General features: G+C 67.4%; 21 protein-coding genes. 12 read left to right on the top strand and 9 right to left on the bottom strand.

All coding sequences use genetic code 11. The annotated features are described in order from the left end of the window. Window positions 1–7: 7 nt before the first annotated feature. Genes MF672_RS01185 through MF672_RS01150 form a run of 8 tightly spaced genes read right to left on the bottom strand, consistent with a single transcriptional unit; the run spans window position 8 to window position 6,971 of the window. Window positions 8–1,048 (bottom strand): phosphoenolpyruvate carboxykinase (ATP), encoded by a 1,041-nt coding sequence (locus MF672_RS01185; RefSeq protein WP_242377044.1) that lies wholly within the window; start codon window positions 1,046–1,048, stop codon window positions 8–10. Next, window positions 1,048–1,560 carry a GTP cyclohydrolase II gene (locus MF672_RS01180; protein ID WP_242377046.1) on the bottom strand — a complete coding sequence of 171 codons (513 nt, stop codon included), beginning with the start codon at window positions 1,558–1,560 and terminating at the stop codon, window positions 1,048–1,050. The genes MF672_RS01185 and MF672_RS01180 overlap by 1 nt, the downstream gene beginning before the upstream one ends. Beyond that, window positions 1,557–2,456, bottom strand: coding sequence for a sulfatase-like hydrolase/transferase (locus MF672_RS01175; RefSeq protein ID WP_242377049.1), 900 nt, complete (start codon window positions 2,454–2,456; stop codon window positions 1,557–1,559). The genes MF672_RS01180 and MF672_RS01175 overlap by 4 nt, the downstream gene beginning before the upstream one ends. Window positions 2,457–2,468: 12 nt before the next feature. Further along, window positions 2,469–3,218 (bottom strand): glutamine amidotransferase, encoded by a 750-nt coding sequence (locus MF672_RS01170; protein WP_242377051.1) that lies wholly within the window; start codon window positions 3,216–3,218, stop codon window positions 2,469–2,471. Beyond that, the gene (locus MF672_RS01165; RefSeq protein ID WP_242377054.1) at window positions 3,193–4,251 is read right to left on the bottom strand and encodes a phosphotriesterase family protein; all 1,059 of its coding nucleotides are present in this window, start codon (window positions 4,249–4,251) and stop codon (window positions 3,193–3,195) included. The genes MF672_RS01170 and MF672_RS01165 overlap by 26 nt, the downstream gene beginning before the upstream one ends. A gap of 8 nt (window positions 4,252–4,259) precedes the next feature. Continuing rightward, a complete protein-coding gene (locus MF672_RS01160; RefSeq protein WP_242377056.1) occupies window positions 4,260–5,261 on the bottom strand; it encodes an ABC transporter permease in 1,002 nt (333 codons plus the stop codon). Next, window positions 5,254–6,000: an ATP-binding cassette domain-containing protein gene (locus MF672_RS01155; protein WP_302893139.1), complete on the bottom strand. Its 747-nt coding sequence runs from the start codon at window positions 5,998–6,000 to the stop codon at window positions 5,254–5,256. The genes MF672_RS01160 and MF672_RS01155 overlap by 8 nt, the downstream gene beginning before the upstream one ends. Beyond that, entirely contained in the window at window positions 5,997–6,971 is a 975-nt protein-coding gene (locus MF672_RS01150; protein ID WP_242377060.1) for a substrate-binding domain-containing protein, read from the bottom strand. The genes MF672_RS01155 and MF672_RS01150 overlap by 4 nt, the downstream gene beginning before the upstream one ends. Before the next feature lie 261 nt (window positions 6,972–7,232). Here MF672_RS01150 and MF672_RS01145 point away from each other — a divergent pair, with 261 nt between their 5' ends. From MF672_RS01145 to MF672_RS01110, 8 genes are all read left to right on the top strand, one after another. Then, window positions 7,233–7,514, top strand: coding sequence for a PqqD family protein (locus tag MF672_RS01145; protein ID WP_242377062.1), 282 nt, complete (start codon window positions 7,233–7,235; stop codon window positions 7,512–7,514). Continuing rightward, window positions 7,511–8,512 carry an ABC transporter ATP-binding protein gene (locus tag MF672_RS01140; protein WP_242377064.1) on the top strand — a complete coding sequence of 334 codons (1,002 nt, stop codon included), beginning with the start codon at window positions 7,511–7,513 and terminating at the stop codon, window positions 8,510–8,512. The genes MF672_RS01145 and MF672_RS01140 overlap by 4 nt, the downstream gene beginning before the upstream one ends. Window positions 8,513–8,532: 20 nt before the next feature. Then, window positions 8,533–9,291: an ABC transporter permease gene (locus tag MF672_RS01135; protein WP_242377066.1), complete on the top strand. Its 759-nt coding sequence runs from the start codon at window positions 8,533–8,535 to the stop codon at window positions 9,289–9,291. Between the two features lie 22 nt (window positions 9,292–9,313). Then, entirely contained in the window at window positions 9,314–10,099 is a 786-nt protein-coding gene (locus MF672_RS01130) for an ABC transporter permease (protein ID WP_242377068.1), read from the top strand. Window positions 10,100–10,132: 33 nt separating this feature from the next. Beyond that, a complete protein-coding gene (locus tag MF672_RS01125; RefSeq protein WP_242377070.1) occupies window positions 10,133–11,023 on the top strand; it encodes a hypothetical protein in 891 nt (296 codons plus the stop codon). A 595-nt stretch (window positions 11,024–11,618) separates the two neighbouring features. Continuing rightward, the gene (locus MF672_RS01120) at window positions 11,619–12,608 is read left to right on the top strand and encodes a ParB/RepB/Spo0J family partition protein (protein WP_242377073.1); all 990 of its coding nucleotides are present in this window, start codon (window positions 11,619–11,621) and stop codon (window positions 12,606–12,608) included. A gap of 247 nt (window positions 12,609–12,855) precedes the next feature. Then, entirely contained in the window at window positions 12,856–14,328 is a 1,473-nt protein-coding gene (gene cysS / locus MF672_RS01115; RefSeq protein ID WP_242377075.1) for a cysteine--tRNA ligase, read from the top strand. 89 nt (window positions 14,329–14,417) lie between these two features. Next, a complete protein-coding gene (locus tag MF672_RS01110; protein ID WP_242377077.1) occupies window positions 14,418–15,563 on the top strand; it encodes an acyl-CoA dehydrogenase family protein in 1,146 nt (381 codons plus the stop codon). Window positions 15,564–15,584: 21 nt separating this feature from the next. Here the strand turns inward: MF672_RS01110 and MF672_RS01105 are convergent, their stop codons facing one another. Next, window positions 15,585–16,130 (bottom strand): adenine phosphoribosyltransferase, encoded by a 546-nt coding sequence (locus tag MF672_RS01105; RefSeq protein ID WP_242377079.1) that lies wholly within the window; start codon window positions 16,128–16,130, stop codon window positions 15,585–15,587. A 261-nt stretch (window positions 16,131–16,391) separates the two neighbouring features. On the opposite strand from MF672_RS01105, the gene MF672_RS01100 reads away from it, so the two are divergent. The 4 genes from MF672_RS01100 to MF672_RS01085 are packed head-to-tail and all read left to right on the top strand — an operon-like array spanning window position 16,392 to window position 20,493. After that, window positions 16,392–17,522 (top strand): hydroxymethylglutaryl-CoA lyase-like TIM-barrel protein, encoded by a 1,131-nt coding sequence (locus MF672_RS01100; protein WP_242377081.1) that lies wholly within the window; start codon window positions 16,392–16,394, stop codon window positions 17,520–17,522. Between the two features lie 49 nt (window positions 17,523–17,571). Next, window positions 17,572–18,447, top strand: coding sequence for a phytanoyl-CoA dioxygenase family protein (locus MF672_RS01095; protein WP_242377083.1), 876 nt, complete (start codon window positions 17,572–17,574; stop codon window positions 18,445–18,447). Window positions 18,448–18,451: 4 nt separating this feature from the next. Then, complete coding sequence (locus MF672_RS01090; protein ID WP_242377085.1) at window positions 18,452–19,567, top strand: Gfo/Idh/MocA family protein; 1,116 nt, start codon at window positions 18,452–18,454, stop codon at window positions 19,565–19,567. A gap of 44 nt (window positions 19,568–19,611) precedes the next feature. Beyond that, window positions 19,612–20,493 (top strand): isocitrate lyase/phosphoenolpyruvate mutase family protein, encoded by an 882-nt coding sequence (locus MF672_RS01085; protein WP_242377088.1) that lies wholly within the window; start codon window positions 19,612–19,614, stop codon window positions 20,491–20,493.

Here is a 20,493-nt window from a genome sequence, read left to right as displayed (position 1 = left end):
GGGCCTCCTAGGTTCCCTGACGCTGAATGTGATCGACGAGCTCCGCGGCGCCGCGGATGTCCAGATGGCCGCCGGTGATGCGGTACCACGGCACGTCCAGGAGCCGGTCGAACCGGTCGGAGCCCGGCGCCCGCTCGTCTTGGGCCGTCCGGAAGAACGAGGGGAAGGCGGGGTCACGTTCGAGACGGGACTCGCTCAACACCGAGCCACTGGGCCGCGTCCTCGCGCAGCGCGAGGACGCGGCCCCGGCGGTGCGGTCCACCACGACCACCGCGGCCAGAGGCGCGTGCGGGCGGATGGGCCGCCCGGTCAGCGCCGACAGCTCGCACGGCGTCAGCTCGTACTTGGCATGGCCCGCCTTCACGTCGGTCATCCGCAGCGATGATCTGGCCCCGTAGTCCGCGCGGAACGCGCGGGCCCGCTGAAACAGGTCCAGCTGGTCGGCGCCCCAGCGAATGGCGACGGGCAGGCCGAGCAGGCGGACGCCATGACCGTTCTCGACCGCCAGGAGCCGGTCATTGGCGATGAAGTCGGCGCCCTCGGCGAGCAGGTGCGCCAGCGTCGACGACTTGCCCGTGCCTCCGGAGTTCCGCGCGCCCACGATGAGGACGCCCGACCCGCCGATGGCCACCGCGGCGGCGTGCAGGCGCGAACCGCCGCGCGCGCACATCCGATCGACGGCGCACTCGCGCACCAGCCGCGCCGGATCGCGCAGCACGTACGGGCTCCGCTCCGTGTAGTGCGCGATCACCCTGTCGTCGAAGAGGGTGAACACATGGCCGGAGGCGACGTCGAGCACCCTGGTGCCGGCGCCCTTGCCGTGCCGGGTGCCCTGGCGTCCCAGGAAGAGAGCCTGCGGCTCACCGGGACCCGTGACCGGTTCTGGAGGTCCGGTGAACCGTGCCACCACGTGGTCGTCCGGGGGGCTCGTGCTGTCCGACCGCCGGAAGTAGGGCTGGAGTGTCTCCTCCGCCCAGGCCATCACCTCGGGCAGATCGCTGGTCAGCCGGACGCGTAAGGAGGAGAAGAGGTAGTCCGCCGTCGCCATCAGCTCAGACCTCCGACGCCGGCGAACGGCACACCGGCGGCCTCGACCGCCCTGACCTTGGCGGTGGACTCGGTGAGCAGCGTGATCGGCTCCGGCAGCGCCAGAGCCGAGATGATCTGTGGCACCCGGTGGTAGGAGAGCCGGCTCTCCGCCCGGCCGACGGCCTGCTGGGCGGCGGCCAGCGAAAGTCCGCCGTTCATCTGCGACAGGATCTCGACCTTGCTGAACAGGCCGTACCCGCGGCCCTCCTGAGGCAGGTAGACGAGGGTGCCGCCCGGCCGGGTCGCGGCCAGTCGGACGCCGGCCTCGATCTGCGGGCCGCAGTCGCACATCAGCGCCGCGAAGGCGGTGCTGGTCAGGCACTGGGCCTGGAGGCGGAGCAGGGTGTGGTCCGCGGCGGCGGGATGACGCAGGACCACGTACGGCTGCTCGCCCGGCCAGCCGATCGCGTGGATGGCGACGTCGCCGTACCGGGTGGTCATCGTGGCCGACCGGATGAGAGGCGTGCTCATCCCACCGCTCCGACCCAGAGGGGCACGTTGTTGACCGGTTCGGCGGGGAAGCCATGGCCCCAGTTCCCGCCCTCGCCGAACGACTCGCCGTGGTCAGCGCAGACCAGGGCGATGAAGGGCTTGGGCAGCATGTCGAACAGCGTGGCCAGCCGTTGGTCCACGGCCTCCACCGCCGCCACCTGCGCCAGATGTAGGGCTTTGTAGTCGCTAGGCCCGAGCTCGACGTGCAGGCCGCGCCGGGTCCGGCCGGCCCAGATGGGAGCTCCTCTGGCGATGATCTCGGCGATCTCCGGGGACTGCTGCGTCAGCCCGTTGTTGTACGGCGCGTGCGTCTCGAGCGCGTTCACGAACAGGAACCAGGGCCGGTCGGACGGCAGGCGTTCGACGAGTTCGTCCGGGTGGGCGAGCGCGAAGTCCTCGGGACCGCGCTGCGCGAACCAGTCGGAGTAGTCGTTGGGGCCGCGGAACAGGAATTCGTCGAAGCCCTGGGTGAGGGTCTTGGTGAGGAACCAGCGCACACCTCCCGCGCCCAGGAGGTGGTAGCCCGCCTTGCGGAAGCCCTCCCACAGGGTGTCGCCCTCAAGCTGGAGGTGGTAGCTGTCGCGGGATTTCTGCTTGGCACGGCTGAGCCGCCAGAGCTGCCGCATCTCCCGGGAGTAATAGTCGAGATGCGGCAGTTCCATGACGTTCGGGAAGTAACCGGAGAAGAACGCCATATGTGCGGGCAGTGTGAAGACGCCTGGCGTCACCGCCCGGCGGAGCGGACCAAGCGAGTCGAGCGTGGGGGTCCTGGCCAGCGCAGCTGAGTCGAACCGGCAGGAGTCCACGGTGATGACGACGATGTTCGGCCACGGCCGATCGCTCATCACGTCGGCAATGGAGACCATGGCTGACATGCTTCGTATTCCTCACTCACTCCCCGCGAGCCAGCGGCAGGCGTTGGCGAACAGTACGGGGTATCCGTCCCAGTCCATGAAGTCCTGGGTGCACCAATGCGGCGCGATGTCCGAGGCCCAGGCGAGCGTCCGGCCCCGGCCGACCTGGCGCACGGCCAGGAGGGGATCACTGTTGATCTCCGCGAGCAGGACGGCGTCGTCCTTGAGCCCGAAGCGGTTGTATCCCAGCAGCGCGGGCCATGGCCCGCGCACGCCCGAGACGATGACGTGAGCGTCGTCGACCGTCTTCGACTCGACGCCGTCGGGAACCTCCACACGGTCGTCGTACGACGAGATCACGCAGGGCAGCACGTCCTCCACCGGGGTCCCGTGGAAGAACGCCTTGCCTTCGAACCCCTGGAAGCTCAGGTACCCGCCCGCCATGGCCAGCCCGCCACCCCCGCGAACCCACTCGGCCAGCGCGAACAGGCGGTTCGGCGTCCTGTGCCCGCCCTGCCAGGTATCGGGGTGGAGCAACAGGCTGTTGGCGCCGATGTCGGAGAGGATGACCACGTCCCACGCCGACAACTCATCGGCGGTGCGGGGAAATCGTTCTGGGACCTCGTGGGCGGGCAGATGGTCCACGACAAGGCCGCGAGAGGTCAGCGCGTTCGCGAACGGCTCGATGCCGGTGTGAAAGGTGACCGAGGTGAACGAGTCGAACCCCTTGTAATGGGTCGTCTGGCTCACCCATGACTCACCAGCGACGAGAATTCTGGTCATCTGTTGTCTCCTTCACCGTGGCCTGGAACACCGCCGCGGGATTGCGTATGAGAAGCCGGGTGAGGTCGTCGGCGGTGAGGCCGTGCCGGGTGAGCCGCTGTGCGAAGGCGGTGAGCAGGTGCGCGTACCCGTAGCCGCCGTAGCGGACCAGCATCGTCTTGAGGAAGACGTCGCTGGACAGCAGTAATCTGCCGGCGTAGCCGGCGCGGACCAGTTCCACGATGGCACGCGCGTTGTCCTCGTCGGACGGCGACTGCGCGGCCTGGTCGGCGAAGTAGAACTCGAGGCCGACCATGTCGTACTCGATCCAGGCGCCGCGGTCCGCGAGGTCGTGCTGGTAGTCCACGTCCCGCATGCTGGGATTGAGATGGCACAGCACGGTGGCCTCCAGCGAGGCGCCCTCCTCGGCGACGACGTCCAGCACGCGGCCGCCATGCCGTTCCCAGCCCGGCAGGTGGATCGAGAGCGGCAGGCCGGTGCGCCGCTGGGCGATGGCGGCTCCCCGTAGCACCTTCTCCTCTTCTTGGGTGAAGGCGGCCGACACCCCGATCTCGCCGATGATGCCGGGGCGTACGCCGTTCACTCCCTCGCTGATCTCCTGTTCCAGATGGTCGGCGACGTCCACCGCGGTCATTCCCCGGACCTGGGCGGGATGACTGGCCTCGAGATAGAAGCCGCAGCCCATGATGATGTTGAGCCCTGTGTTCCGCGCTATGCGGGCCAAGGCGCCGGGGTCGCGCCCGATGCCGCTGCACGTCTGCTCGACGACGCTGGCTCCGCCGGCCTCGGCGAACCGAGCCAGCTCCGCACTCACCAGGCCGACGTCGTCCAGCCGGCAGTTGTCGAGGGACAGGAAGGGGTCGTTGCGCAACCGTCCCAGGTACGACATGCGTACGGGACCGGCGGCGATCTCCTGCCCGGTCAGGTCGTCCGGAGCCGGAGGGTTCCAGCACGACGTGCAGTCGTTGATCAGATGCTCGTGCATGAGCGTGACCCCGAGATCGCCGGCGTCGATCGCGCCGGTCACCGTCATCACACTGGTCATGACCGCTGAAGGAAGATCTGGCCGAACAGTTTGGCATTGATCACGACGGCTCCCAGAAGTATCGCTCCTTGCACGATCTGCACGTAGAACGGGTTGACGTGAGCCAGGCTGAGGCCGTTCTCGATGAGCCCGAGCGTGAGAACGGCGAGAACGGTGCCAGTGACGCTGCCGCGCCCGCCGAACAGACTTGTCCCGCCGAGGACCACGGCAGTGATGACGGTGAGCTCGAATCCCACTCCCTGGTTGGCGGACCCGCTGTCCAGCCGCAGCGCCACGAGCGTGCCCGCGAGCGCGGCGGCGGACCCCGCCAGGACGAAGACCAGAGCGCCGACCAGGCGGACGTTCACCCCGGCCCGGCGCAGGGATTCCCGCTGGCTGCCCAGGGCGACCACGTACCGGCCGAAGGGCGTCATGTGGAAGGCGACCCAGCCTGCGACCGTGACGACCCCGGCGATGAGCGCCTGGACGGGGATTCCCGCGACGCGCCCGTGGCCGAGGAATCCCACCCATCCGTCGTCGGAGAGCGCGATCGAGTAACCGTTCGTGGCCCGCAGTGCGATGCCGCGGATGATCCCCAGAGTGGCCAGCGTGACGATGAAGGAGGGAATCCGCTGGTAGCAGGAGCACCAGCCGTTGACGATCCCGATGGCGGCGCCGGCCGCCACGACGGTCACCAGGGCGAGACCGGGCTCGACCCCATGAGAGACCAGCACGGCCAGCAGAACCCCGGACAACGCCATGACGGAGCCGACGGACAGGTCGATCCCCGCTGTGGCGACGACGAACGTCATGGCCACCGCCACGATGAGCGCCGGGCTGGTCTGCCTCAGCACATTCAGCGCGTTGTCCCAGCTCAGAAAGGTCTCGGCGGTGAAGGAGAACAACGTGACCACGGCCAGGAGCACGACGGCGATCGAGACGGTGGGCAGGTGAGCGTTCAGGAAGGCGTGCAGCCGGGTGACCGGAGCGGCCACCGGCCGGTCGAGGACGTCAGCCATGCCGCGCCCTCTCCCCGACGATCTCGGAGACCAGTTCCTCGACGCTGGTGCTCGCGGTCTCCAGTTCCGCGCGGACCACGCCCTCGGCCATCACCGCCAGCCGGTCACAGACGACGAACAGGTCCTGCAGGCGGTGGGTGATGAGGATGACGCTCACGCCGCGGGCGGACACCGTGCGGATCAGTTCCAGAACGGTGTTGACCTCGGTGATCGCGAGGGCGGCCGTCGGCTCGTCGAGGATCAGCACCTTGGGGTCCACGATCAGGGCCCTTGCTATGGCCACCGCCTGCCTCTGTCCCCCCGACAGGCCGCGCGCAAGTGCCGTGGTCCGGGGGATGCGGATGCGCAGCATGTCGAGCCAGTGCCTGGCCTGCTGGTGCATCAGCCGCTTGTGCAGGAATAGACCGCCTCTGCGGGGCTCCGCGCCGAGGAACAGATTGCCCGCGACGTCGAGGTCGTCGCACAACGCGAGATCCTGGTAGACCATCGCGATGCCGGCCTGTTTGGCCGCCCGGGGGCTGGTGAAGGACCGAGGCCGGCCATCGACCAGGGTCGTGCCGGAATCGGGGAGGACGGCTCCGGCGAGGATCTTCATCGCCGTGGACTTGCCTGCCGCGTTGTCCCCCACGAGCCCGAGCACTTCGCCCGGCCGTACGCCGAGGGTGAGGCCCCGCAGGGCGTCGACGGATCCATACCGCTTGTGAACCCCGACGAGTTCTGCCCTGTGGTGGGGGGTCATGCGAAGGCCGACCGGTAAGAGTCGACGTTGTCCTTGGTGACGATCGTGACCGGCACGTTGATGGTCTTCTCGGTGGGCAGCCCGCGTATCAGCGCGTCGGCCGCCTTCACCGCCTCCTGTCCTTCAGCCAGGGGATTCTGCTGGACGACGCCGGCCACGTATCCGCGGTCGATACCGTTGATGGCCTGCTTGGTGAGGTCCCAGCCGAACACCTTGACGTGGTCGGCGGCGGCTCGGGCCTCGACGGCGGCGACGGTCCCGAGCAGGGCGGGCTCGCCGGTGGCGTAGACGATGTCCAGGTTGGGCTGGGCGGTCAGCAGATTCTCCGCCGCCGCGGCCGCGCCTTCCTGGGTGTTCTTGCCGTCCACCGTCTGGAGAACGCGCGCGCCGGCCGCCTTGACGGTGGTCTCGAAGGAGTCCTTGCGGATGTTCTGGATGAAGGAGTTCAGGGCGCCCACGATGCCGATCTTCGGCTCGGGCGCGTGCTGGGTGGCGTAGGAGCCGACGAACTCGCCGATCTGCTTGCTCGCCGCCTTGTTGTCCACACCGACCTGGGAGTTCACGGCCGGGTCGGTGATGACGGCGTCCACGGCGACCACCTTCAGCCCGGCGGCCGCCGCCTGCCTGATGGCGGGCTTGATGCCCTCGACGTCGATGGCGACGACGATGACCGCGTCGAAGCCCTGTTGAATGAAATTGGTGACGGCCTGGCTCTGCTGTGCGGCGTCGTCGTTGGCGTTGAAGACGGTCAGGTCGGCGCCGATACGGGCGGCTTCCTGTTGCGCGCCCTCGTTCAGCTGCGTGAAGAAGAGCGCCTGCTGGTTGATCTGCACCAATCCGATGCGAGGTCTGTCCGACGTGTTGCGGGACGCGGTCGCGGCGGGGTTCAAGTCGTCCCGCGAACAACCTGCGGGAATTATCGCCAACGCAATCAATAAGGCGGAGACAGGTTTCCTTAACTGCTTCCTCATCGAAACTCCCTCTCGCCGGTCCAGCACCGCGGACAAGGGGCAACGGGTAGCTCTGGCAATCGATTGCCGCTGTACCGCCGCGAGATTACAGCGGGGTTCTGGGGATGTCAAGATCCCTACCGGCGAGTGGTTGGATAACGTTTGCCGAACCTGTTGACGCTGCTTGGCGCCTGTGATTGCATGTCGGCCAGTGCAAGCCATCGTCAACTTCCGCCTGTTTTCCGCGCGCACCGCTTGGTGCTCTAGTTCAGAGGAACGCGGATGGATTTACAGCATTTCCCGATTCGGGAGAAAGAGGTCCGTGCGTATCGGGTGGACGGGAAGACAATCCTCTTCCGGTACCTCGACCGATACCAAACCAATGAGGTCGGCGGCTTTATCGTGGCTCGCTGTGATGCCCGCCATACGGTGGATGACATTGTCCTGAGTCTGATGGAGCGCTACGAAATAGACCGCGAGCGCGCACTTGGGGCCGTCACCGGGTTTCTGCGGGACATGCGGGCCAAGGGCTTCCTCCGCCTGACCGACAAGAACGAGGCATGAACGCGGAGAGCGTGGCGGTCGAGGCGGACGGCCTCTGGCGCTCCTACGAAGCCAGGACCGGATGGCTGAAGTCCAGGACGAAGACCATCGACGCGGTCAAGGGCGTCTCGTTCGCCATCCACCGCGGCGAGGTGTTCGGCCTGCTCGGCCCGAACGGCGCCGGCAAGACCACGACGATCAAGATGCTCAACACTCTGCTGCTGCCCACGAAGGGCTCGGCCAGGGTGTTCGGGCACGACGTGGCAACCCAGCCGCGCGACGTACGCCGCCGCATCGGCTATGTCTTCGGCGGCGACAAGGGCCTGTACGACCGCCTTTCCGCCTTGGACAACCTGCGCTACTTCGCCGAGCTGTACGAGGTAGAGCCGCGTGAACAGCGTGCCAGGATCCACGAGCTGCTGGAGCTGGTGGGACTGCTCGGCCGTGAACGTGAGCGGGTCGAGGGCTACTCGCGCGGCATGCGCCAGCGCCTGCACATCGCGCGCGGGCTGCTGCACCGGCCTGATGTGCTCTTTCTCGACGAGCCTTCCATCGGGGTGGACCCCGTCGCCGCCCGGGAGCTCCGCGCGACGGTCGCGGCGCTGGCCCGGCAGGGGATGACGATTCTGCTCACGACCCACTACATGGCCGAGGCCGACGAGCTGTGCGACCGGATCGCCGTGATCACCGACGGCGTCATCAGGGTGATCGGCACGCCGGAGACGCTGAAGGACTCGGTCGCCACGGAGACGGTCGTGGAGGTGGAGGTCGAAGGACAGAGCGACAAGCACCACGAGGCTCTGGGCGAGCTGCCGGGCGTTCGGTGGGTCGAAGCCGAACATGGACCTGCGGAGACCTCGCTGATCACCGTGCGGTCTGAGCCCGGGGGGGACGTGTACGCGAACGTCCTGTCGGTGCTGAGCGATCTCCGCATCGTCCGCATCACCGGGCGGGAGACGACTCTTGAGGACGCCTATGTGACCATCGTGCGGGAGAGCGCCGAGGTGACGCGCGAATGAGACCGAGTCCGCTCCGCCTCGTGCGCGTGCTCTATGTCGGCATGTGGGCGCAGTTCTTGCAAATGTCACGGGCGCCGCTCCTCATCATCTTCAACGTCCTCACTCCGATCATCTACGCCACGATCGCGATGTACCTCTACGGTCCCGGCCAACCGGACAAACTGCTTCAGGCAAGTGTGGGCGCGGGCCTCATGGGGGTGTGGAGCTCCGTACTGTTCGGGGCCGGGGGCGCAATCCAGAACAAGCGCTGGAGCGGCATGCTGGAGCCGATCATCACCGCGCCCACGCCGTTCTCCGCCGTGCTCCTGTCGATCTCGCTGGCCACCTCGGTCGTGGGCATGTACGCCATGGTCGCGACCGTGTTCTGGGGAGCCGTCTTCTTCGCCATCCCCCTGGCGTTCCCCTCACTGCCGGTGTTCCTGGCCGCCACCGCGGTCTGTGTGCTGTCCATGGGCATGATGGGCCTGCTGCTGGCCTCGACGTTCGTCTTCATGCGTAACGCCAACGCGCTGGCCAACACCCTGGACCACCCCATCTGGCTGCTGTCAGGGATGCTCGTGCCGATCACCACGCTGCCGTCCTGGCTCCAGCCGGTCACCTGGGCGTTGCCCACCACGTGGGGCGCGGCCGCCGTCCACGGCTCGGTGCGGGGAACGGCCGTGGGCGGGGAGATCGCGGGCACGCTGGTGATCGGGCTCGCCTACGTCCTCCTGTCGCTGCTGGCGCTGCGCCGGGTCGAGATGCTGGCCCGGGAGCGCGCGACTCTGGCACTCGCCTGACCAAACGAAAGGCTGAAGAGCGGTGCGGACAATCCGGCTGGTAGGCGTCGGCGGCATCCTGGCGTATCGGGCGTTGTTCAACTGGACGAGCCCCTCGCTGTTCATCGGCTCCCTCCTGGCCGCGCCGGTGTTCCAGTTGTTGTTCTTCGTGTACCTGGGGCGCGAGATCGGCGTCGCCGACGACAACTTCTACGTTCTGGGCAACGTCCTGCTGGCGGCCACGGGCGCGTGCGTCACCGGCGGGACCATGGCGATCGCCAACGAACGCCGCTACGGCACCCTCGGGCCCGTGCTGCTCAGCGCACGCAGCAGGATGGCCCTCTGGGGCGGGCGGGCCCTGCCCTACATCGGCAACGCGCTGCTCGTGATGGTGTTCACCCTGGTCTGCGCCTCCGTCACAGTGGGGCTTCGCATGCCGAGCTCGGGCGTGCCGGGGCTGTTGCTCGCGCTGGTGGCCGCGAGCCTGTCGGGAACCGCGTTCGGCATGGTCATCGGCTCGATCGGGCTGCGGGCCCGCAACACGATGGTCGTGGCGAACATCGCGTACACGATGCTCATTCTGCTCACCGGCACCAACGTGGCACGCGACACCCTGCCCGCCTGGCTGGGCTGGATCGGGACCGTGCTGCCGCTCACCCATGCCACCGAGGCGGTGCGCGCGAGTTCCGACGGCGCCGGCCTGATGGTCGCCCTGGGGTACGTAGCGCAGGAAACGGCCGTGGGGCTCGGCTACGGCGCGCTGGCAGCGGCCTTGCTCAAGTACTTCGAGTGGACCAGTCGCCGGGGCGCCTCTCTCGACGCGCTCTGACGATCAGATCATCACCAAGGCAGGAGACTTCCCATGAACTTCGAAGAGCCGGTTCTCGAGCTTCATCACGGCAGTGGGGTCGAGTCGGACGAGCAGGCGCGTAACGACCTCCGCCGGGCGCGAGCCGACATGACGCTGCCCACGCTGGACGACCTGCTGGGCGCGTACCCGGAATTCGCCGGGGCCACCTGCGTGTTCATGAGCGGCTCGGTGACCATGGGGTGGGGGAACGAGAGCAGCGACATCGACGTCTTCGTGATCACCGCTGAGCCCTTCCCCACCTCCGAGAGCAGCCTGCTCTTCATCGAGCAGAGGGTCTCCACCGCCGATCCGGTCGCGTGGATCGCGGTGGGCGAGCTCGGCGCCTTCAGGGCCGACATCGAGATCTGGCACGAGGCCCAGGTCGAAGAGCTGATCGAACGCTTCGGGCGGGACGCGGACGCGCCCGGCCGGTATCGCGGCTACAACGGCCCCTTCGGGTTCGCCGAGCGTGAGCTGTTCTACCGGTTGACCGCCGGCGTGCCCCTGATCGGTGAGCCGTGGTGGCAGGAGCGGGCCGACGCCATCCTGACCTCCGACTATCGCCTGTGGCTGGCGGAGGAGGTCAAGAACGCGGTGGAGAACCGGCTCGAAGACGCCGTCGGGATGTTGAAGGCCGAGGACTACGAGTCCGCGGTGCTGGCCGCCCACCAGACACTGATCCATTCCCTCACCGCCCTTCTCGCCACCTATGGCGATTTCTCGCAACAGCCGAAATGGCTCTACCGGCGGCTGTGCGCCTACACCCCCGCGGAAGTGACGGTGCCGGACGCGTGGCGACTGCTCAGCATGGCCGGCGCATATGAGTCACCCGGAGAGTGGGTGCGCGCGGCGACCGACCTCGCCTCCCGGCTCGTGCTCGCCGTCGAGAAGCGAATGAGCTGACCGGGCTCAGATTCGACGAATGAAACGCCTGCTGGGTCGGCGGGCTCCGGGTTCTTGCGAGTCGATTTCCAGACCGGGGCATCGACTTTGCAAGAACCCGGGAATCGCTCCGTGATTTTGCCGGTGCGACCTCCCGTGTAATTAACCGGGAAAAGGAACATCAGCCTCCGCCTGGGCGGCCGTTCAGGCCCGCAAGCTGCGTCGGCGGCTTCTCAATGAATCAATGCCCGTTCGGGGCTAAAGTGTGTCGTACGACCGAGGGCGCGCGCCTATATTTCGTCTACATAAATCTGGGTGAGTTGCCGCATTTGACGGCCATTGCCACGTATGGCATCATAATCGATTGACTGTGAAACATGCCGAATTCGCCAATTCAAGGTGCCTTCTGGCCGATGAAATCGGGGAGCAGTGTTGTACGCCGTCGGCCGTGCTGGATTTCGGCGGACCCAGGCGACCTGAGATGCGCGCCGTCGGCACTTCCGCTGCGAGCCGCTGCGCCGTGGGCTCGACGCTGCCAAGAAGACCGCTGTTACCGAAGGGGCTCGCCGGTACGTATCGAACCGGTGGGGCGGGGGCGGAGGATAGGGGGACGGTTGTGCAAGACCCGGCACAATGCAGTGAGCCTGCCGAAGGCTTCGTTCGAGATGGCGCGGTATTCGATGTCCCGGTCGGCACGCTGATTCTCGCCGATTCGCCCCGGCTGACCGGGATCGACGAGGAGCACGTTCTCCGGCTGGCCGAACGCCTCGTCGAGCTGCCGCCAATACTCGTGCACCGCCAGACGATGCGCGTCGTCGACGGCATGCACCGCCTGTGCGCCGCCGTGCGGGCCGGGCGGGAAACCGTCGCGGCCTGCTTCTTCGAAGGCAGCGAAGAGGAGGCGTTCGTCCAGGCGGTCGAGCTCAACGTCAGACATGGTCTCTGCCTGTCACTCGCCGATCGTAAGGCGGCGGCCGGCCGGATTCTCGCGGCCTTTCCCGAGCTGTCGGACCGAGCGATAGCAGCGAAGACGGGCCTGTCCGACAAGACGGTGGCGCTGATCCGGAGTCGCTGCGCCGACGTGAACTCCGAGGCCCAGGACGGCCGCGTCGGACGGGACGGCCATCATTACCCGACCGACAGCTCCGAACGCCGTGAGCGCGTGGCCCAGCTGATCTCGGAGCGGCCGGACGCGTCTCTGCGGGTCATCGCCGCCGCCGCGGGTGTCTCTCCTGGAACCGTCAGCAAGGTCAGGAAGCACCTGGCGGCCGAGTCGTCGCGCCGGCCGGCCGGCCGGTCCGACGAGGACTTGCTGAAACCGTCCGCCCGCCGGCGCGGAGCCGACTCGCCGGATCCGCTAGAACTGGTGGAGAAGCTGCGCCGGGACCCTTCCCTGCGTGACCGGGAGGCGGGGCGCAGATTCCTCCGCTGGCTGTCGCGCTACGTCGTCGACGCGGCTGAGGCGCCGGACATCAGCGCGATCCCGCCGCACTGTCTGATGGCGGTGGCCCAGGTGGCGCAGCAGATGGCCGGCACGTGGCTCGCCCTTGCGCGCGGAGTGGAGGTGATGGCGGGTGACGGAGAAAAATCCCTGCGGGCAGGCTGACGGACACGGTCTGCCGCTCGACTTCCGCGCTCCCTTCGTGACGCCTCGTTGTTCACATGCGGAGGCTCCGCACCTGAACGGTCGGCCGTTGGGCCATGGGACCAGAGCTCACAAGCATGCCCAAAATGGGATAAATAGGTTTATCGCCTGCGATCCGGTGAAGCCGGATGTTCCATCTTTGATCAATGGCACACGGGGATATCGCTAGAATCGCTTACCGGAAGCTGGCAGAGGAGATGGGAATGCGATGGTGATCGGGGCGCCTGTTAAGCTCTTCAATTCGATGGGGCGCCGAGTTGTGCCATTCCAGCCGAGAGAAGCCGGCCGTGTCGGCATCTACTCCTGCGGCCCCACCGTCTACGCCCACCAACATCTGGGCAACATGCGTCCCTACGTGTTCAGCGACACGCTGCGCCGGTTGCTCGAATGGAAGGGCCTTCAGGTCCGCCACGTCATCAACATCACCGATGTGGGGCACGTCATCGGAGACGGCGACGTCGGCGAGGACAAGGTGGAGGCCGCGGCCAGACGCGAGCTCCTGTCCGTGCGGCAGGTGACCGACCGCTACACCCAGATCTTCCTCGAAGATCACAAGAAGCTGCGCATCCTGCCTCCGGAGCATCGCCCCAAGGCCTCGGAGTACGTGCCACAGATGATCGAATTTGCGACCGTGCTCGAAGAGCGCGGCTTCGCCTACCGGCTGCCGTCCGGCCTCTACTTCGACACCGCGAAATCCCCCGGATACGGTAACCTCGGCCTGCTCACCGAGTCGGACTACCGCGAGCGGATCGACAACATCGACGGCAAGCGGGCGCCGGCCGACTTCGCTCTCTGGAGAGCGGACGCTCCGGGCGAGCGGCGGGTGTGGCGCTGGGACTCGCCGTGGGGCCCCGGGGTGCCAGGATGGCACCTGGAGTGCTCGGTGATGAGCATCCATCTTCTCGGTTCGCACTTCGACATCCACACGGGCGGCGTGGACCATCGACAGATCCACCACGTCAACGAGATCGCCCAGAGCGAGGCGTATCTCGACGATGGCCGTCCATGGGTGGACGTCTGGCTGCACAACGAGTTCCTCATTCTGGGCGGCCAGAAGATCTCCAAGTCGGCGGGACGCATGCCGGTGCTCGACGACCTGGTGGCGGCAGGGCTGCACCCGCTGGCCTTCCGGCACTTCCTGCTCGCCGGCCACTACCGCAGCCAGCTCGACCTGACCGACGACGCCGTTCGCGGCTCGGCGGCGGCGTTGCGCCGGCTGCTGCTCAGGGCGGTGCCGTTCCGCCCACTGCCAGTCGTGGAGACGCTGGCCGAGGCGCGCCGGCAGCTCACCTCGGAGCAGGCGCTGGAGTCGCTCGAGCGTTACGACGCCGCTCTCAGCGACGATCTCAGCACTCCGCGGGCCCTGGCCGAGCTGCACGCGGTGCTGCGCGATGACGCGATCGACGACAAGGACAAGGCCGTCTTGCTCGCCGCCGCCGAGCAGACCCTGGCCCTGGGCCTGGGCGACCTGGCGCCGGAGGAGGTCACGACGTCGACGCGCCAGCTCGCGGTGCCCGCCGACTACGTGGAGGAGATGATCCAGGCTCGCGAGGAGGCACGCGGCGCCAAGGATTGGGCGCGCGCCGACCAGATCCGTGACCAGCTCAGGCAGCTCGGTGTGGTCTTGGTGGACACGGCAGAAGGGACACGGTGGGAGGTCGCGGAGCGTCGCGACGCCTAGTCCCTCAATGCCAGGAAGTCGATACCGGGAATGGGAGAAGCTTGATGAGAGCCGAAGCCGTACCTCTCCACGAGCCGTTGAGCCGGCCGATGACGGACACGGGAGAGCTGCTCCTCAACCTGCTGTCCCCGCTCCTTCCCGCGATCGCGGACGCCGCAGGGGAGAACGACAGGAAAGGTCGCTTTCCCGCCGAGACGTTCGACGCGCTGATGGCCGCCGGGGTGCTCAAGGCCACGGTGCCCGAAGAGTACGGCGGGTTGGGCGTCACCAACCCGCATGATGTGGCCCTTGCCCTTCTCCACGTCGCCAAGGCCGATCCATCGGTCGCCCTCGCGCTTCACATGCAGTTCAGCCGGGGGCTGACCCTAGCGCACGATCTGCGCGAGGCGCCCGCCGCGACCGCCCAGCTGATGGACGGCCTGCTGCGGCTCATCGGCACGAAGAACGCCGTCATCACCGGTGCGGTGGCGGAGGCGCCGGGAAGCACCACCGTTCTCCAGGCGGAGGACGGCGACGGCCCGCTACGCCTGTCGGGACGCAAACACTTCGTGACCCTGGCGCCCGCCGCGACGCATTTCGTGGTCTCCGCCCAGTTGCACAGGGCCGGTCGTCCCCCCGTGGCGGCGGCCGCGGTGGTGCCTAGGGACAGTCACGGGCTGGTGGTCAACGACGACTGGGACGGGCTCGGCATGCGCGCGTCCGGCAGCGTGAGCGTGGGCTTCGACGGTTGCCGTGTTCCGGCCGACGCCGTCCAGGTCCGCCAGGCGGGCGATTCCGACGCCGCGCTGGTCGGCAGAACCCTGAGCACCGTCTGCATGATGGGGATCTACGCTGGCGCCGCCGTGGCGGCACGAGACGTCGCCGTCGCGGCCTTGCGTCGTCGCGACCTCGTGGCACCTTCCGCCCGGAGTGTGGTGGCGGAGGTCGAGGCCGACCTGTACGCGCTCCGCTCGGTCGGCGCGGCGGCCCTGACGGCGATCGCGGCGTACCTGGCCGAACCAGCCGGGGCCGGGCAGGCCATGATGGGGGTGTTCCAGCGCGCGAGGGTGGTCACCAACAGGGCCGCGGTGGCCGTGGTGGACGCCTGCGTCTCGCTGGTCGGCGGCTCGGCCTACAACGCGGCCCACCCGCTGGCCCGGCTCTATCGGGACGTTCGAGCCGGGGGCCTCATGCAGCCCTACCCGGGACTCGCCGCGATCGACTACATCAGCGAGGACGTGCTGACGCCGACCTGACCCGGGCCGGGCGGGCGCCCGCTAGTCATATTGCACCACGGAGAAAACTTCGCGCCCGGTCAGTTTGTGGCGTCCGTTGAGCCGCTTCAGCTCGACCAGGAAGCAGGCTCCGACGACTTCGGCGCCCAACCGTTCGAGCAGCTCGATGGATCCGCTCGAACAGTTTCCCACCGCTATCACGTCGTCGTGGAAAAGGACCCGGGCGCCCGGCGCGAACGCGTCCGTGTGCACCTCGAGCGTCTCCGTCGAGTACTCGGAATCGAATTCCACCGAGAGCCGGGCCCGCGGCAGCTTGCCCTGCTTGCGCAGCGGCACGAAGCCGCATTTCAGCGCGGCGGCCAGTGCGCCGCCGAAGATGAAACCCCGCGCGTCCACCGCGGCCACGATGTCGGGTTCGAGCGGCGCCGCCCATTCGACGAGCCGGGTGAGGACGTGGTCGAAGCGCTGGGCGTCCCCGATCATCGGCGATATGTCGCGAAAAATAACTCCGGGTGCTGGATGGTCCAGCACGTCGACTATCGAGCCCTTGAGATCCAGCGGGGCGTGCGATGAGTTCTCCGGTCGCATCTGAATGTCCTTTCCGTGGGCCGGTCGAATACCAAAGTGTTCAAGCAAGTCGCGGCGCAATGCAATAACGATCGTGTCGCGTGGCGTTCGGCGGGTGTGCTCGACGTGCCTTGACGGTGGTAAGCGCCGGAACTAATCTTCCCTCGAGTCGGCGAGATCGGCATTTTCTGCGCAAGCTCCGCCGGTCGAATGCCAATGGCTGTTCCCGGCCGACCGGATCCGCGTTTTCCGTTTACCTTCCGCACTCTAGAAGAGTGGATTATGCGCGACGACATCATTATCGAGGACACGACGCTGCGCGACGGGGAGCAGGCTCCCGGCGTGGCCTTCGACCAGGAAACCAAGTCACATATTCTGGATGCGCTCATCGGGGCCGGCGTGCGTTGGGTCGAGGTGGGCATTCCGGCCATGGGAGGGGCGGAACTCGAGTTCCTCAAGGCCGCCGTCCATCGGCAGGACGAGGCCACGCTGGTCGTCTGGAACAGGGGCGTCCGGGCCGACGTGGAATTCTCCCTCGATCTCGGCTACCGCGCCGTTCACATCGGTCTGCCGGCGTCGAGCCTGCACCTCGACAAGAGCGTGGGGAAGGGCCGTGACTGGCTTCTCACCGCGGCCGAGGAACTGGTGGAGTACGCGAAGGACCGCGGCGCCTTCGTCTCCATCAGCGCGGAGGACATCGCGCGAACCGAGCTCGATTTCCTGGTGGAGTACGCCCAGACCGTGGCCGCGGCGGGCGCGGACCGGTTGCGGCTCTCCGACACGATCGGCATTCTCGGGCCCGAGGAATACGCGCGGCGGGTGCATGAGGTCGTGACGCACGCCGACATCGACGTGCAGTGCCATGCGCACAATGACTTCGGGCTGGGCTTCGCGAACACGCTGGCGGGTCTCAAGGCGGGCGCGCGATACTTCCACGTCACGGTCAACGGTGTGGGCGAGCGCGCGGGGATGACCGATCTCGCGCAGGCGGTGGTCGCTCTCAAGCGACTGTACGGCGTCGACCTCGGCATCGACACGACGCGGCTGACGAGCCTCAGCGGACTCGTGGCAGCCGCGTGCAGACAGCCGACGGTCCCCTGGCAGCCCATCGTCGGCGCCAACGTGTTCGCGCACGAGTCCGGAATACACGTCAACGCCATGCTCAAGGATTCGTCGACCTTCGAGCCGTTCCCGCCGGAGGAGGTCGGCGGAGAGCGGCGCTACGTCCTGGGGAAACACTCCGGCCGGGCGCTGATCGAATCGATTCTGACAAGTCGCAGCCGCACCTACGACCAGGACGATCTGGCCGCCTGCCTGACCTGGCTGCGGCAGACGGCCGTGGATCGGGCCGGCGCCGTCGCCTCGGACGAACTCGTGGCCCATTTCGACCGTCGTCGTTCGCTCGCGATCTAGCTCAATCATGTCGGCCACGTGGTGGCCAGGCGCGTTCAGAGGAGGACAGATGTCAGACCGGTCGGTCACCCGCAAGGCCCCTCCAGGCTTCACTCCCGACCTGTGGCGGGAGTTCGCCGAGGATGGCTTCGTCACCATTCCGGATGCCATCGGCCAGGCGGACGTCCAGCGGTATCGGGAGGCCGCAGAAGAGCTGGCCTCCGCCTATGACCACTACGACCCTGAGCACGCCTTCCGAATGGCGAACATCATTCCTCAGCACGAGGCGTTCAGGGAACTCGTCGATCACGCCCGGCACGTCGGGTTCGCGTACGACCTGTACGGAGACCAGTTGCAGCTCGTGCAGTCGGACCTGTTCATCCGCCCCCCCGGCGGAGTCGTCAACCATTGGCACATCGACGGTCCGAGAGCGGTGCCCTACCGCGTATTCTCGCCGCACCTGCCCCTGAAGTTGCGCTTCGGATATTGGCTCACCGACCTGCCGGAGCCGCGGATGGGCAATTACGTCTACGTGCCGGGCAGCCATCGCGAGGACTATGCGGAAGAGCACAGCGGCAACGGGGTCAGCGACCGGCAGCGCGTCATCTGCGGCCGCGCGGGCACGTTGTCGATCGCACACGCCAATGTGTGGCACCGCATCGATCCCAACGAGAGCGACCGGACCCGGATCACCATCTTCATCACCTACGCGCCGAGCTGGCTCAACGGATACTATGAATATCCGAAGGAATGGCTGGACGGCCTGAACCGCGAACAACGGATCATCGTGCGGCCCTACACGGATGGTGAGGAATTCATCCGTCCGCCACGCGAGGATTTGCCGCTCTTCGCCGACGAGTACGCGCTCGACAGCCCGTCGGAGACGGATTACCACAAGATCCGGCGCTTCACGCGGTACGAGCGATCGCTCAGGACCGTCACCTAGCATCATGGCCTCGACCTCCGCTCCCATTCCTTTGGCCGTCGTCGGAGCGGGGCGTGTGGCGTACGCGGCGCACATCCCGCTCACCTGCAAACTGCCCCGTGATTTCCGGCTGGTCGCCATCGTGGAGGCGGACCCCGCCAGAGCCGCGGCTGCCGCCGAACGCCATCCGGACGTCACGGTGGGCACGGATCTGGAATGCGCCGTGCGTTCGGGAGCACGGGCGATCATCTGTGCGACGCCCTGGCCCTCGCACTCGGAGGTCGTCGTCTCCGCCTTGAAGGAGGACATGGCGGTCCTGTGCGAGAAGCCGGTCAGCTTGGACGCGGCCGACATCGACCGGATGCGGGAGTGCGAGCAGGCGGCGGGTCACCAGGTCGCGGTCGGGTACATGAAGCGGCACGATCCGGCGGTGCGGGCGTTCATGGAGCTGGTACGGGCCGAGCAGGCGTCGTTGCGGTCTCTGACGGTCACCGTGCTCGACCCGAACGCACCCCATCAGCTCGCGCATCTGGTGCCGGCCGACCTCGCCGTGTCGAGCACCGCATCGGGCGACGCGGTGCAAAGGATCGTGAACAGCATTCTGGGGCCACACGTCACGCCCAGCGTGCGCACCGCCTTCATGCATCCGCTCGGCGGCTCACTGGTCCACCAGATCAACATCGTGCGCATGGCCTTGGAGGCGGGCGGCGTACACCTCGCCGGCACCTTGGAACACGCCACGGAATGGATGGAGGGACGAGCCGTGCGCTGCTCGTGGCTGCCCTCGCCGTCGTTGTCGGTGCACATGACCTATGTCCGCGTGTCCGAACACCTGAGCTACCACGAGGAGATTCAGATGGTGACCGATCGCAGCCGGATCACGCTCCGGTTGCCCTCTCCGTACCAGGCGTCCGCGGGCACGCTGCTCGTGACGAGGTTCTCGGGTGACTCGACGGTGCGCGAGCGGCGCACATGGGCGCCGGGCCATCGGTACCAGGGCTTCTACCGGCAGCTTGTCCATTGGGGCGAATCGTTGCGGACGCGGGAAGGGCCGCCGCTCCCAGGGCTCGCCGAGGCCGCCGCGGATCTGCGGTTGATCAACGAGGCCGTGGCGCACCTCGCCGCGCGACCGTGCCGGTGAACGGTGTCGGGCACAACGGCGCGAATCGATGAGGGAGGGCTGTGATGACTGCTGGGAGCCTGCGTACGGCATTGACGGGTGACGGACTGGTCAGACTCGTCGGCGTGCATGACGGGTTGTCGGCGTTACTCGTTGAGAAGTGCGGCCTTGAGGGCATATGGGTCAGCGGCCTCGCGGTTTCGGCCGCGCAGGGAGTGGCCGATGCCGGGTTGCTGACGATGACGGAGTTCCTGGCCGCCGCCACGCAGATCCGCATGTCCTGCAGCCTTCCCGTGGTGGCCGACGTGGACTCGGGATTCGGCGACGTGAATGTCGTGCAGCGGATGGTCCGGCTCTACGAACAGCACGGCATCGACGCGGTCTGCATCGAGGACAAGCAGTTCCCGAAGCGCAACAGCTTCTCCTCGGGCAACAGACTCGAGTCGCCGGAGGCGTTCGCCGAGAAGATCGCGGCGGCGAAGGCCGCTCAGCGCGACGCGGAGTTCATGGTGATCGCCCGGCACGAGTCCTTCATCGTGGGGGAGAGCCTGGACCAGGCGCTGGGGCGTGCCGAACTCTCGGTCGCGGCGGGCGCGGACGCGATCCTGATCCACAGCAAGAAGTCGTGTGCGGGGGAGATCGAGGCGTTCTGTCGGGAATGGCGAACAATGGATGGCTCTGTACCCGTCTTCGCGGTACCGACGACCTTCCACAGCGCTGAGGGCGCCGACCTGCGGAAGATCGGGGTGTCGGCCGCGATCTATGCGAACCAGCTCATCAGGGCCTCCGTGAGTGCGGCTCGGCAGATGCTGGAGTGCCTGGTGGAGAACGATTCGCTCAGTGAGGCGGAGGATCGCATCGCCGGGGTCGACGAGTTGTTCGAGCTGACGGGGATGAGCCGGATCGCCGCCGGAGGACTGTGGATCCCGCCGAGGACGGAGCTGTAG

It is taken from the genome of Actinomadura luzonensis (genome assembly GCF_022664455.2).
Taxonomy (GTDB): Bacteria; Actinomycetota; Actinomycetes; order Streptosporangiales; family Streptosporangiaceae; genus Nonomuraea; species Nonomuraea luzonensis.
The sequence above is the reverse complement of the archived record's forward strand: the minus strand, read 5'-3'. Positions and strand labels throughout refer to the sequence as shown.

Coding starts and splice junctions, on each gene's coding strand:
- MF672_RS01185 (WP_242377044.1), bottom strand. CDS start 1,048: ATGGCGACGGCGGACTACCTCTTCTCCTCCTTACGCGTCCGGCTGACC.
- MF672_RS01180 (WP_242377046.1), bottom strand. CDS start 1,560: ATGAGCACGCCTCTCATCCGGTCGGCCACGATGACCACCCGGTACGGC.
- MF672_RS01175 (WP_242377049.1), bottom strand. CDS start 2,456: ATGTCAGCCATGGTCTCCATTGCCGACGTGATGAGCGATCGGCCGTGG.
- MF672_RS01170 (WP_242377051.1), bottom strand. CDS start 3,218: ATGACCAGAATTCTCGTCGCTGGTGAGTCATGGGTGAGCCAGACGACC.
- MF672_RS01165 (WP_242377054.1), bottom strand. CDS start 4,251: ATGACGGTGACCGGCGCGATCGACGCCGGCGATCTCGGGGTCACGCTC.
- MF672_RS01160 (WP_242377056.1), bottom strand. CDS start 5,261: ATGGCTGACGTCCTCGACCGGCCGGTGGCCGCTCCGGTCACCCGGCTG.
- MF672_RS01155 (WP_302893139.1), bottom strand. CDS start 6,000: ATGACCCCCCACCACAGGGCAGAACTCGTCGGGGTTCACAAGCGGTAT.
- MF672_RS01150 (WP_242377060.1), bottom strand. CDS start 6,971: ATGAGGAAGCAGTTAAGGAAACCTGTCTCCGCCTTATTGATTGCGTTG.
- MF672_RS01145 (WP_242377062.1), top strand. CDS start 7,233: ATGGATTTACAGCATTTCCCGATTCGGGAGAAAGAGGTCCGTGCGTAT.
- MF672_RS01140 (WP_242377064.1), top strand. CDS start 7,511: ATGAACGCGGAGAGCGTGGCGGTCGAGGCGGACGGCCTCTGGCGCTCC.
- MF672_RS01125 (WP_242377070.1), top strand. CDS start 10,133: ATGAACTTCGAAGAGCCGGTTCTCGAGCTTCATCACGGCAGTGGGGTC.
- cysS (WP_242377075.1), top strand. CDS start 12,856: ATGGTGATCGGGGCGCCTGTTAAGCTCTTCAATTCGATGGGGCGCCGA.
- MF672_RS01110 (WP_242377077.1), top strand. CDS start 14,418: ATGACGGACACGGGAGAGCTGCTCCTCAACCTGCTGTCCCCGCTCCTT.
- MF672_RS01105 (WP_242377079.1), bottom strand. CDS start 16,130: ATGCGACCGGAGAACTCATCGCACGCCCCGCTGGATCTCAAGGGCTCG.
- MF672_RS01100 (WP_242377081.1), top strand. CDS start 16,392: ATGCGCGACGACATCATTATCGAGGACACGACGCTGCGCGACGGGGAG.
- MF672_RS01095 (WP_242377083.1), top strand. CDS start 17,572: ATGTCAGACCGGTCGGTCACCCGCAAGGCCCCTCCAGGCTTCACTCCC.
- MF672_RS01090 (WP_242377085.1), top strand. CDS start 18,452: ATGGCCTCGACCTCCGCTCCCATTCCTTTGGCCGTCGTCGGAGCGGGG.
- MF672_RS01085 (WP_242377088.1), top strand. CDS start 19,612: ATGACTGCTGGGAGCCTGCGTACGGCATTGACGGGTGACGGACTGGTC.